The sequence below is a fragment of the Rhodobacter capsulatus genome, assembly GCF_052363185.1.
GTDB lineage: Bacteria > Pseudomonadota > Alphaproteobacteria > Rhodobacterales > Rhodobacteraceae > Rhodobacter > Rhodobacter capsulatus_E.
Genome location: NZ_CP198955.1, coordinates 1,312,073 through 1,324,739, shown reverse-complemented (window position 1 = coordinate 1,324,739; position 12,667 = coordinate 1,312,073). Strand labels below are relative to the sequence as shown.

The following is a 12,667-nucleotide window of genomic DNA, read 5'->3' as shown; positions in this document are numbered from 1 at the left end:
TCTGACAAAAACCATCGGTTTCTTCAAGACCAATCCGCGCCCGGCTGCTAGAGCGCCCGCATCGCAAGGCTTCGGCCGCCGCCCTTGGGGTCCGGCGGCGCGGCCCTGCACAGCCATCCGGCCGGGCCCCGCCCCCGGAGAGCCAGCCCGCCCCCCTTTTGGAGATATCGACGTGACCTTGACTTCCCAAACCGTCCGGCCGCGCCACCGGCTGCTGAAATCGGGCTGCGCGGTGCTGGCGCTGCTGGCCGCCCAGCCCGCCACGGCCCAGGACGGCGCCGAAACCGATGCCGAAACCCCGTTCCGCCTGTCGCCGATCACCGTCAATGCCGCGGGCAAGGCCGATGACGATGCGGCCACGGTCGTCGCCCGCGAGCTTTGGGTGGGCGGCAAGGTCGCCACCAGCCTGCAGGATACGCCCGCCTCGGTCTCGGTGATCACGCAAAAGGAAATCGAGGCACGGGACGCCGACACGCTGGAGGAGGTGCTGCAATATTCCGCCGGTCTGCACACCGATTATTACGGCACCGACGACCGCAACGACTATTTCCAGATCCGCGGCTTCAGCGCCACGACCTATCGCGACGGGCTGACGCTGGGTTCGATGCGCGGCGTGCGCGAGGATCCCTATGCCTATGAGCGGGTCGAGGTGCTGCGCGGCGCCAATTCGACGCTGTTTGGCGTTGCCGATCCGGGCGGCTCGGTCAATTTCGTCACCAAACAGCCGAAGTTCGAACGCATCGCCGAAACGCGGCTCAGCTACGGGTCCTTTGGCAGCGCCGAGGCCGCCTTTGATTTCGGCAATGTGCTGAACGCAGCCGATACGCTGGCCTTTCGGCTGACCGGCAAGGTCAAGGACGGCGCGCTGGAATACGACCATTCCAACGATGACGAGACCTTCCTGATGGCCGGTCTGACCTGGTCGCCCAGCACCGCCACCTCGCTGAGCCTGATCGTCGATCATCTGGACCGCGACGGCACGCCCAACAGCGGCGGCTATCCGCTGGATCGGGAATACGACCGCAGCGCCTTTTATGGCGAGCCCGGGTTCAACTATCACGATGTCGAACGGACCTCGGTCACCGGGCTTTTGACCCATGATTTCGGCAATGGCCTGACGCTGCGCGGCAATCTGCGCTACAGCGACCTGACCGACAATTTCGGCTATGTCTATCTGTATGACTATGCCGGGCGCACGGGCACGACGCTCTCGCGCTATTATTTCGGCACCGACCGCAGCGCGACCGAGACGATCGGCAATGCCGTGCTGCAATATGACACGACCTTCGGCAGCATCGGCAGCAGCACGCTGGGCGGGATCGAATTCCGCGACGGCACCAGCACCGACACCTCGATCTACGGGCTTGCCGGGTCGATCGACCTGGCCAATCCGGTTTATTCGGGCGGCCCGGCCAGCCCTTCGGTCTATGCCCGCACGCGGGTGGAAAACCTGACCCGCTCGGTCTTTGCGACGCAGAACCTGGCCTTCAACGACCGGCTGATTGCCACTGTCGGGCTGCGCCATGACTGGCTTGATGTCACCAGCACCAACCTGATGGGCGCGACGCCGGTCTCCTCCAGCGGCGATTTTTCCGAAAGCTCGGGCCGGGCGGCGCTGACCTGGAAGTTCACCCCCAGCCTGTCGATCTATGGCAGCTTCGTCGAGTCGATCGCGCCGCCCACAGTGGGCGTCGATCCCGAACGCGGTGAACAATATGAAATCGGTGTGAAATTCGCCCCCGAGGGGTCGAACACCCTGATTTCGGCGGCGGTCTATGACCTGACGAAAAAGGATGTGACGATTGCGGTGGTGCAGCCCGGCGGCGCGATCGAGCGCGAAAAGGTCGGGGAATCGCGGGTGCGCGGCCTTGATCTGGAGGCCAAGACCGAGCTGACGTCGGCGCTGACGCTGATCGGGTCTTATTCCTACATCGACTCGGAGGTGGTGACGGGCACGCTGCGCTCGGGCGCCTCGATCGCGGGCAAGCAATTCGCCTCGACGCCCAATCATGTCGCTTCGATCTGGGCGAATTACACGCTGGCGGGCACGCAGGCGCGGGGGGATGTGACGCTGGGGCTGGGGCTGCGCCATGTCGGCAGCTATTATTTCGACGCGGTCAACAGCCGCAAGGCCAGCGCCGCGACGCTGGTCGATGCCTCGGTCGGCTATGATCTGTCGGAAACCGCAACGCTTGAACTGCATGTCAGCAACCTGCTGGACGAACAGCATGTCGTCGGCTCGGGCACGGCGGATTATTACAATCCCGGCCGCGAAATCGCGCTGAGCCTGCGCAAGAGCTGGTAAGCGGCAACCCCGGCGGCCAGAGCTGGCGGCCGGGGTCACCCTTTGCGCTGGGCGCGCAGCCAGGCCGAGGGCGTCGTGCCCTCGTGACGGCGAAAGGCCCGCGTCAGATGCGCCTGATCGGCAAAGCCGAACTGCATCGCGACATCGGCAATCACCATGTCCGAGGCCAGAAGCGCCTGTTTCACCCCCGCGATGCGGCGTTCCTGCTGCCATTGCAGCGGCGTCTTGCCAGTGGTCTTCTTGAAGGCCTGCGAAAACCAGCCGGGCGAAAGACCCACCGCCTCGGCCAGCGCCGCGGTGCTCAGCCGACCGCTGCCGTCCTCCTCCAGGAGCCGCTGCAACCGGCGCATCTGCTCGGGCGTCAGACCGCCGGAATGGCGCGTCTCGGGCGGCGGCGCCCCCGGCATGTCCAAAAGCCCCGTGACCAGCGCCACGGCCAGGCTTTCGGCAAAGATCGGGTGGCGCTCGGGGGCGATGATCTCCTGGCGCAACGCCGCGCCGATCGCGGCCAGCGCCGAAACCTCCTGCAGCTCGGCCGGTTGACTGGCCACCCGCATCGCATCGCCCGCCCCAAGACCCGCGCCCAGCCGCGCCAGAAGCCAGCTGCGGTGCAGATGCAGATCCAGATGCGAAAACCGATGCCCCGCCACGAAGCGGGTCCAGATCGGCATGCCCGCGGGCACATAAAGCGCGCGCAGCAGCGGGCGGGCATGGCCCTGATCGGCCGCGCCCTGCTCGGACAGCCGGATCTGGTCGGAGACATCGTTGAAGAACAGCATCACCCGCGGATCGGGCGAGCTGTAATAGCCCGTCGCCCCGACCCGACCCTCGGCTTCCCAGAACACCCCGCACATCGCCTCGAACGAACGCCACCGCACCGGGGCGGTGCGGGAAATCCCGTGCGTCTGGCAGGTCATCGCAGGCAGAAAGCCCATTTCCCTTTTCTCCACAGGCGGAAAACACCGAAACGACGCTTGCCTGTGGCACCGCAGCGGCCAAAGCGACCGCGGCGGCATGGGTAGTGCGCAGGCGCCAAACCTAGGCCATTGCCCGGCCCGGCGCAAGAGAGCCCGCCCGGGCAGCAGCTCAGCCCTCCGGGCCAGAGGCAAGCACACAGAATTGGTGATGGGTTGGCCAGCCCCTCCTGACGGCACTTGGCCAGATTGATCCAAAGAGGATCAGGAGGAATCCGCCATGACGGAGGTCTCGATCATCGGCGTCGACCAGGCAAAGCAGGCATGCCGCAGGCGACATCTGGACGCATGGAACGCTGCGGAAAGACAATCCGTCCTTTGTTGACTATTTCTATCTCCAATTCTTCAATCCCGGTTCCGGAGACCAAGATGAAAAACCCCGTGCCCGATAGATCGCCCTATCGCGATATCGTCGTCGACGACGGCCCCAAGGCGGCGATCGCCCTGCGCGACATGCTCCGGGACGAGATCGCCTGCACGTTTCGCGACACCCCGAAGCCGGCGCCGCGCGACGGAACGGTCGCGGCGGGGCGCTACCTGTGCAAGACCCTTCGTAGCGGGCTGCAATGCCTTGATTGCGATCTGGAACTGGCGGCCACACTGGACATGGTGTCGGTCTCGCCGCGCTGCATCCGGGTCTCGGCCTTGTTCGAGGGGGCATCGAGCTGGGAGGTCGCGGGGCAGCAGCATGTTCATCCGGGCCAGGGCATCGCGCAGATTTCGGCGCTGGGTCAGGATACGCCGATCGGCTTTTGCGAACCGATGGGGCAACGCTACCGCATGTCGGGCCTGCTGATCACGCCCGGGTTTTTCGATCTGGGGCCGGAGGATCTGCAAGACGGGCTGAAAGAACTGCGGGCGCTGCTGGAACCGGGGGTCCGGCATTGCGCCTTGCCGCGGGCCCTGACGCTGCGCGAGATCCTGGCACGGCTGCATGCGGTGCCATTTCAGGGCGCGCTGGCCGATCTATATCGCGAAAGTCTGGCGCTTGGTCTTGTGGTCGAGCTGACCCGCCATCTTGCGGACCGCGCCCCCGGCCCCGCCGCACTGCCGCGCCGCTCTGCGCGGCTGGCCGCCGAGGCGAAAGCCCGGATTGATGCCGCCCCCGAGGCGGTGCCCTCGGCGCTGACGCTGGCGCATGAACTGGGCACCAACGAAACCACGCTGCGCCGCGCCTTCAAGACGGCGCATGGGGTGGGGCTGTTCGATTACGTGCTGGAGAGGCGGTTGCAGATGGGCCGCGATCTCGTGCGCGACACCACCTTGCCGATCGGCGAAATCGCCTGGCGCTGCGGCTATGGCGATCCGGCGAATTTCACCCATGCCTATCGGCGCCGTTTCGGCTGCCCGCCGCGCGCCGACCGCGGCTGAGCTCAGCCGAAACGGGCGTGGATCAGAAGCGGCGCCATGTCGCGCACCAAGGGCAACCGCCCCAGCGTCGCGATCAGCCGTGACCGGTCCGGAAAGGCCTCGCCATAGCCGATCGCCGAGATAAGCGAGAGCCCCGGCACCTGCCGCAAGAACCCCGGCACCTCGCGGCGCGCCAGGGCAAAGGGCATCTGCGGCGCGGTGTAATCCTTGTCCACCGCCATGCCCCGAAGCGTCCGGCGCGAAAACCAGTGCGGGATGGTGTCGAAAAAGATCTCGGCCGGGGTCGGGCCGCGGTGATCGCCGATCCGGCGCAACAGATCCAGCGTTTCCGCGGCGGTGAAATACATCACCAGCCCCGCCGCGGTGACGAAAAGCCCCCGCGCCGGATCGACTGCCTCGAAGACCACCGGATCGAGCGCGGAAAGCGGCAGTTCCGTCAGCCGCGGATGGTCGGGCAGAAGCTGGCGGCGCAGCGCGATGCTTTCGGGCAGATCGACGCAAAGCCAGCGCAGCCGCCCGTTGTCGAGCCGCCAGAACTGCGTCTCCAGCCCCTCGCCCAACGCCAGAACCTGCGCCTCGGGATGGCTGACCAGATAGCGCCGGATCAGCCCGTCCGAATATTTCGAGCGCACCGCATGCCAGTGACTGACCGGGCCGAAGCGGTCGAAATCATAGTCGATCCGGTTGAGCAGATCGACCGCCATCGGATCGTCGAAGAAGCCGCGGTCGAGCACCGTCATCCCCGCGCGCGACCGCAGCGGCCAGAGCAGCGTCTCGGGCACGCCCTCCAGCCGCGGCGCGATCCGCGCCCCCGCCCCGATCCTTGCGCCCTGTGTCATGGGATCCCCCTTCAGAATGTCACCGTCATGCCGACGCCGATCACCCGGCCCCGGTCATAGGACACGCCGTAAACCGGCGTCGTCGTGCCCGCGGCCACCCCATAGGGTTGACGAACCGTCAGATACTGTTCGTCCAGCAGGTTTTCGCCGAAAAGGTAGATCTCGCCATTGCCCAAGCGCATCCCGAGCCGGGCCGACACCAGATTGACCGGCGCCAGCTTGCCCAGATTGGCGGCATCGAAATAGCGCGCGCCGATGTAGGAATAGCCGATCTTGCCATAGACCTCGGTGTCGGGATCGGCGCCTTTCCAGCCGATCTCGCCCGCCGTGGCGCGATAGCCCAGATCGAGCCTGCCCGCCCATTCGGGCGTGTTGGGCAGCCGGTCCCCGGCCTCGAGCCCCGTATTGACCACCGAGGCGGCCGCGGGAACATCGGTGATCTCGGTCCTGGTATAGGCAAGCCCGGTGCCCAGCTGCCAATGATCGTTCAGCCGCCAGGTCGCATCCAGTTCGACCCCGTGCGAGCGCGCATCCAGATTGGCATTGGCCGAGGCCAGGGTGGTGTAGTCGTAAAGCATGATCTGTTCGTCGTTCATGTCGTTGAAGAAGACCGCCCCCGACAGATCCAGCCGGCCCTCGAACAGGCTCGCCCGGCCGCCGATCTCGTAGCTGATCGTTTCGGAGGGCGCATAGGTGCCGCGCGGCACGCCAAAGCCCATGAAGGTGTTGTAAAAACCATAGCCACCCGATTTGTAGCCGCGCGCGATGGAGGCATAGGTGGTCAGATCGGGCGACCATTCGTAAGACAGCGCCGCCTTGCCGGTCCAGAAATCGTCGCTCAGCCGGCCGCTTTCGGAATAGGCGGCCAGCATCCCCGGATAGAGCAGGTCATATCCCAGAGAATCGAAATCGGCGCTGAACGCCTTGTCCTCGTGGGTCAGCCGCAGCCCGGCCGAGGCCGTCAGCCGCTCGCTCAGCGGAAGGCTGATGTCACCAAAGACCGCCACGCCATCGGTGACCTGTTCATAGCTCTTGTAGCCCGCCTGCGTCGCCCCATAGGCGGTGACGTTGCTGGTGTTGGTGTTGCGGTTCTCGTCGCGATAGGCGACGGCCCCCGCCACCCAGCCGATCGCGGCGCCGTCCAGCGAGGACAGCCGGACTTCCTGGGTCAGACGGCTCTGATCCTTGGTCCAGAACATGAAATTGTCGGCGGTGTCGGAAAAATAGGAAATCGGCAGCCCTGAGACGGTGGAAAACAGCAGCTGATCGCCCTGATAATCGTTCACCCCCGTGTAATCGTTGAACGAGGTCTGCGCGGTGAAGGTGAAGCGCTCGAACTCATGGTCGATTTTCGCCATCAGCTGACGCGAGCGTGACTCGTCAAGCGCGAAGCTTTGCTGCGCGGGCAGCGGATCGGCCTCGCCGATCTGGGTCGTGTAGTAAACCGGGGTGGTGTCGGCGTTTTCCCCCGCCAGCGTGACCAGAAGCCGCGTCGCATCGCCGGGCGTGTAAAGCACCGAGGCCCGGCCCGCCAGCACCTGATTGCCGCCCAGATCCGGGCCCGCATCATTCGCCGCATAGCCGTTCACCCCCGATTGCCGCAGCGCGAAGCGGGTAGCAAGCCGCCCCGGCAGGATCGGAATGTTCACCATGGTTTCGGTGCGATAAAGCCCGTCCGATCCGATCTCGCCGGTCAGCGCCCCTTCGAAGACATCGCTTGGCAGCGCCGGAACAAGGTTGATCGCCCCGCCCGAGGTGGACCGGCCAAAAAGCGTGTTCTGCGGTCCCTTCAGGACCTCGACCTGCTCAAGGTCCAGATAGCTCGAGGCCGATTGTTCCAGCATCAAGGGCGCGCCATCGACAAAGGTCAGCACCGAGCTGTCATCGGGGCTCAGCGGCATCAGAAGCGGGCCGACCCCGCGCAGGGTGATGAAGGCGTTGTTGCGATCGCCATAGGAATACATCACCGCCCCGGGGATCTCGCGCAGCGCGGTGGCGCCGTCTGTCACTCCCTCTTCGGCCAGTTTCTGCGCATCGACGACGGCGACCGAGCCGGGAACATCGCGCAGCTTCTCGCCGCGTTTGGAGCCGGTGACGACGATGTCATCCAGCGCGACGATGTCTTGAGCCCGGGCCGGGGCGGGGCCCTGCAGGCAGATCAGCGCAGCCGCGATGGCGATGGTCCGCGCCAGCGGGGGAAAGGGCAAGGAACGGGTGGGCAAGGTCATGGAACTCTCCGGTCTGTCAATTCGGGGCCAGCGCGGCGCGGGACGGCAGGGCCCGGCGCAGCGCCACAAGGGCGGCGCCAGAGGCCGCAAGGGTGCAAAGGACAAGGAAGGGCACGAGGCCAAGCCGCGCGGCCAGCGTGCCCGCGACCGACATCGCCAGGATGCTGACCACCATGTCGCAAGAGGACAGCCAGGCCGCCTGCGTCACCGCATGATCGCCGCGGCTCGATTGCAGGCACAGCGCGCGATAGGGCACGTAATAGATGTAGCCCGCCAGCATCGTCACCGCGGTCAGCGCGACGGCAAAGCCGCGTCCCCAGATCAGCCCGTGCAGCGCCGCCGCGGCGCCAAGGCACAGCGCCAGCAGGATCGTGACCAGCGACAGGCTTTTCCAGCCGCCGATCCGCGCGACGATGGCGCCGCCGATCACCGCCCCCGCAAGGCCAAGCCCATTGGCCGCCACCGCGCTGAACAGGCCGATCTCGCCGATCTGCAACCCCGCATCGACCTGCAGGACCGGCAGATACCCCGAGACGAGCCCGATGGCGCCATGCGCCAGAAGCGACACGAGGACGAGCCGCGGCAAAGCCGGATCCTGCCAGACCGCGCGCCACAGCCCGCGCAGCGGCGGCCGCGGGGCGCGGCGACGTGGCGGTATCGGCAGGCTCCGCCCCAGTCTGCACCGCCCCGGCCTGACGCGGCAGGATCGCCACCGCCAGCGCAGGCGCAAGCGTCAGCGCCGCCAAAAGCCAGACCCCCTGCCCCCAGGCGCCGCCGATCCAGCCCAGCCAGGCGGCGATACCGACCAGAATGCCCCCCCCAGGGCCATACCCGCCGCGCCCCAGCCGGGCACCGCTGCCCGGCCCCGTTCGCCAAGTGTGGCAAGGACATAGCCGTCAAGCGTGGTCATGCCGCTGGCCAGCACCAGAAACAGGAACGCCGCCACCGCCATGATCGGGCCGGGCTGGCGTGCCGGATCGAGCGGCAGCAACGCCAGCACCCCGGCCGCCGCCAGAACCGATAGGGCCAGCGTCGCATGGCGCCAGGCCTGCGCCCGCCCGCCCAGCGCCCGGGCGATCGCAAAGGCCCAGAGCCCGCGCAGGACATAGGGCAGATAGACCAGCGCCAGCGCGCTGACCAGCTCCGCCGAATGGCCCGAGGCGCGCAGCATCGGCGGAAAGACATAGTAGAAAAACGACATCGGCACCGAGGAGGCGAGCATGAAGGCAAAGACCCCCGCCAGGATGCGCCAGCGCCCCGCGCTGTCGTCCGGCATCGCGGCGCTCATCTGAGCCGCCATCCGGCGGCTTTCTCCTGCGCCGCCCAAAGCCTGCCATAAAGCCCGCCCGCCGCAAGCAGGTCGTCATGCCGCCCCCGCGCCACGATCTGCCCGCCCGCCATCACGATGATCTCGTCGGCCTCGGTCACCGTGCGCAGCCGATGCGCGATGACGATCACCGTGCGGTCGGTTTCGAGCGCCGCAATCGCGCGCTGGATCGCCGCCTCGCTCAGCGGGTCCATCGCCGAGGTCGCCTCGTCGAGCACGATCACCGGTGCGTCCTTCAGAAGTGCTCGCGCAATCGCCACCCGCTGCCGCTCGCCGCCCGAAAGCGTCCGCCCGGTGTCCCCCAGAACCGTGTCCAGCCCCGCAGGCAGCGCCGCCACCAGATCGCCCAGCTGCGCCGCCGCGATCACCCGGGCCAGCCGGTCCGGATCGGCGCCCGGATCGCCCAGCAGCAGATTGGCCCGCAGCGTGTCGCGGAACAGATGCACGTCTTGCGACACCAGCGACACGAGCGCCTGCACCGCCGCCGGGTCCGCCTCGCGCAGATCGACCCCGCCCAGCCGGATCTGCCCGCCGCTCAGGTCGTGAAACCGCAAGAGCAGCGCGACCAGCGTCGATTTGCCCGCGCCGCTCGGCCCGACGATGGCGGTGACCCGGCCCTGCCGCGCCGCAAAGGAAATGTCGCGCACGGCATCGGGCTTGTCGGGGGCATGGCGGAACCGCACCGCCTGAAAGTCGATGTCGAGATCGGGGCGGAAATCGCGCCGCCTGCCCTGCAGTTCGGGACCCGCCAGAAAGGCGCCGATATTGACCCGCGCCCGCTCGCCCAACTCCAGCGGCAGCACGATCTTGAGCACGCCGGTGTAAAAGGTGGTCGCGGCCGCAAGCGTCAGGAACAGCGCCGGGATCACCGCAGCCGGATCGGGCGCCTGCCCCGTCCGCGCCAAAGCCGCGACGAGCAGGATGGCCAGCGGCGCGGCCAGCGCGATCATCGCCGCCCCGGCCTGTTGCAGCGGCACCAGCTTCGGCGCCATGGCCAGCGTCGTGTCATGCAGCGCCTCGACCGCGGCGCGAAGTTGCGCCTGCGCCGTGCCGCTGCGGCCAAAGGCGCGAAAGACCGCAATGCCATCGGCATATTCGCCGATCCGCAAGGTCGCCTCGCCGATCATCTCGTTGCGGGCGCGCAGGAAGCGGCTCAGGATCGGCCCGGCGACGATCAGCGCCGCGACGCCCCCGCCCAGCGCCAGAACGATGGCAAGCCCCGCCGCGGGCGCAAACCAGACCGCCGCGGCCAGCAGCAGGGCCGTCGCAAAAAGCGCATTGAGGAAGCGGTTGAGATAAAAGGTCGAGGTCTCGTTCAGCCAGCGGCCGTCTTCGGCGATCAGCGTGGCCAGCCGCGCCGGGGCCCAGCGGCCCGACAAAGCGCCCAGCGGCACGCGGCGCATATGGGTGACGATGCGGTTGCGCACCGCCTCGGCGGCATGGTTGCCCGCGCCATAACCCAGCTTCCAGGCGCGCTGGATCACCCGGATGCGCAGCAGCACCGCCAGCAGGCAGGCCGCCGCATGGGGGGCGATATCGGCCACGCTCGCCGGCCCCTCGGCCAGCCGCATCAGCCCCAGCCCGACCGCCAGCGGCGGCACCGCAGCCAGAAGCCCCTCGACCCCGGCCAGCAGGATCGAGACCAGATATTGCCCGCGCAGCGGCGGCAGATAGGACCAGATGAACCGGATCAGTTTCATTGTGCTGCCTCCGCTTGCAGGGTCGGGGTGGAGGTGGTGGCATGGCGGAAGCTGCGCGTCGCCTCCTGCGCCTGCCACATCCGGGCAAAGAGACCGCCCGCCGCCAGCAGCGCCGCATGGCTGCCGCGCTCGACGATCCGGCCGGTTTCGAGCACCAGGATCTCGTCGACATGAACGATGGTGTGCAGCCGGTGCGCGATGACAACGACGGTGCGCCCGCGGGCCAGATCGGCCACCGCATCCTGGATCAGCGCCTCGTTTTCGGGATCGGCAAAGGCCGTCGCCTCGTCAAGGATCAGGATCGGCGCATCCTTCAGGATCGCGCGGGCAATCGAGATCCGTTGCCGCTCGCCGCCCGAAAGCCCGAAGCCGCGTTCGCCCAGAACCGTGTCATAGCCCTGCGGCAGGGCGGTGATGAAATCATGCGCCCTTGCCGCCCGGGCCGCCGCCTCGATCTCGGCCCGCGTCGCCCCGGCCCGGCCCAGCGCGATATTCTCGGCCACGGTGCCGCTGAACAGGAAGACATCCTGAAACACATAGGCCAGATGGCGGTGCAGCGCCTCGGGGTCGATCTCGCGCAGCGCCTGCCCGCCGATGCGGATCGTGCCCGCGGCGGGGTCCTGAAACCGGCCGATCAGCCGCGCGACGGTGGATTTGCCGGACCCCGAGGGCCCGACCAGCGCCAGACAGCGCCCGGCGGGCAGATCGAAGCTGATGTCGGAAATCACCTCGCGCGCGCCATAGGAAAAGCTGACGTGCTCGAAGCGGATCGAGGCATCGGCGATCGCGGGGGTGCCGGTCGCGGGGGGCAGTTCGGCAACGTTGCGCAGGGCATCGAGCCGTTCCAGCAGCTCATGCTGACGAAACAGCCGGTGGCTGATCCCCTGGATCGCCGCGAACAGATCGCCAAAACCGTAAGCCACGGCGAGGAAGGCGGCAAAGACCGCCAGATCGACCCATCCCGCCGCCGCCATCACCAGCCCGACCGAACCCAAAAGCATCAGATGGCTGGTCAACAGCACCTGCGCCGCCGTGCCCGGGATGATCGCGCGATCCAGCCAGGCATCGGACATCTGCCGCATCTCGGCAAAGACCGCCCCGGCGCGGCGGCTGGCCTGCGCATCCTGGTTGAAGGCGCGCACGGTGGCGATGCCATCGGCCATTTCCGCCGCCACCGTGGCCATGCGCGACTGAATCTCCAGATAATCGCGCGTCGGCCCCTCGGCATCCTTCATCATCCGGCCCATCATCCAGAGCCCGACCAGCATCGGCGCGATCATCAGCAGGGCCAGCCGCCAGTCGATCGCCAGCATCAGCCCCAGCGTCAGCAAGGGCGCGATCACCGCCGCGCTGACCTCGGGCACCAGATGCGCCATGCCGTCTTCGAGCACCTCGATCTCGTCGACCATCGTGTTGCGGATCTCGCCCTTGGAGCGTTCATCGGTGAAGCCAAGCGGCACCCGGGCCAGCTTTTGCGCCAGCTCGAAACGCAATTCGCGCTGCGTCGCAAAGGCGATGCGATGCGACAGGTAGGTGGAAAGGCCAAAAAGCGCCTTTTCCGCCACCAGCCCGGCAAGCCCCGCCAGCCCCGCCAAGGCCACGAAGCCCCAATCCACCTGCGGCGCGAAAAAGGCTATCAGCACCGCCGCCGTCGCCAGATAGGGGCTGAGCGAAAACAAGGCCGCCAGCGTGCCGCAGGCCACCGAAAGCGCCAGCACTCCGCGGTGGCGACGCATCAACCCGATCAAGCGCCCCGCCACCGGCCAGAGCTTGACCCCCGCCTCGTCCGTTCCCGTCGCTGCCACGATCCGCCTCCGATTATTCCGAGTGTTTTTATTAGGATTGTGTCTCCCCGCGCTCAACCGCGCCGGGTTGTGATTTGCGAAACAAAACTTGTGCGGCGCGGGCGGCTGCGACATGTTG

At 67.3% G+C, this 12,667-nt stretch carries 9 protein-coding genes; 2 read left to right on the top strand and 7 right to left on the bottom strand.

Features of this window, described 5'->3' with window-relative positions; genetic code table 11:
• Positions 1–172: 172 nt before the first annotated feature.
• Positions 173–2,305 carry a TonB-dependent siderophore receptor gene (locus ACTTAG_RS06695; protein ID WP_444464735.1) on the top strand — a complete coding sequence of 711 codons (2,133 nt, stop codon included), beginning with the start codon at positions 173–175 and terminating at the stop codon, positions 2,303–2,305.
• Positions 2,306–2,340: 35 nt separating this feature from the next.
• On the opposite strand, the gene ACTTAG_RS06690 is transcribed toward ACTTAG_RS06695, so the two are convergent.
• Positions 2,341–3,240, bottom strand: coding sequence for a helix-turn-helix domain-containing protein (locus tag ACTTAG_RS06690; protein ID WP_444464734.1), 900 nt, complete (start codon positions 3,238–3,240; stop codon positions 2,341–2,343).
• 408 nt (positions 3,241–3,648) lie between these two features.
• On the opposite strand from ACTTAG_RS06690, the gene ACTTAG_RS06685 reads away from it, so the two are divergent.
• On the top strand, positions 3,649–4,650 hold the full coding sequence (locus ACTTAG_RS06685; protein ID WP_444464733.1) for a helix-turn-helix transcriptional regulator: 1,002 nt from the start codon (positions 3,649–3,651) through the stop codon (positions 4,648–4,650).
• Positions 4,651–4,652: 2 nt separating this feature from the next.
• Here ACTTAG_RS06685 and ACTTAG_RS06680 read toward each other — a convergent pair whose 3' ends face one another.
• Genes ACTTAG_RS06680 through ACTTAG_RS06655 form a run of 6 tightly spaced genes read right to left on the bottom strand, consistent with a single transcriptional unit; the run spans position 4,653 to position 12,549 of the window.
• Complete coding sequence (locus ACTTAG_RS06680) at positions 4,653–5,489, bottom strand: class I SAM-dependent methyltransferase (RefSeq protein WP_444464732.1); 837 nt, start codon at positions 5,487–5,489, stop codon at positions 4,653–4,655.
• Positions 5,490–5,500: 11 nt separating this feature from the next.
• Complete coding sequence (locus ACTTAG_RS06675; protein WP_444464731.1) at positions 5,501–7,717, bottom strand: TonB-dependent receptor; 2,217 nt, start codon at positions 7,715–7,717, stop codon at positions 5,501–5,503.
• 16 nt (positions 7,718–7,733) lie between these two features.
• The gene (locus tag ACTTAG_RS06670; protein WP_444464730.1) at positions 7,734–8,447 is read right to left on the bottom strand and encodes an MFS transporter; all 714 of its coding nucleotides are present in this window, start codon (positions 8,445–8,447) and stop codon (positions 7,734–7,736) included.
• A 3-nt stretch (positions 8,448–8,450) separates the two neighbouring features.
• Positions 8,451–9,017 (bottom strand): hypothetical protein, encoded by a 567-nt coding sequence (locus ACTTAG_RS06665; protein ID WP_444464729.1) that lies wholly within the window; start codon positions 9,015–9,017, stop codon positions 8,451–8,453.
• On the bottom strand, positions 9,002–10,744 hold the full coding sequence (locus ACTTAG_RS06660; protein ID WP_444464728.1) for an ABC transporter ATP-binding protein: 1,743 nt from the start codon (positions 10,742–10,744) through the stop codon (positions 9,002–9,004). The genes ACTTAG_RS06665 and ACTTAG_RS06660 overlap by 16 nt, the downstream gene beginning before the upstream one ends.
• Positions 10,741–12,549 carry an ABC transporter ATP-binding protein gene (locus ACTTAG_RS06655; protein WP_444464727.1) on the bottom strand — a complete coding sequence of 603 codons (1,809 nt, stop codon included), beginning with the start codon at positions 12,547–12,549 and terminating at the stop codon, positions 10,741–10,743. The genes ACTTAG_RS06660 and ACTTAG_RS06655 overlap by 4 nt, the downstream gene beginning before the upstream one ends.
• Positions 12,550–12,667 lie beyond the last annotated feature (118 nt).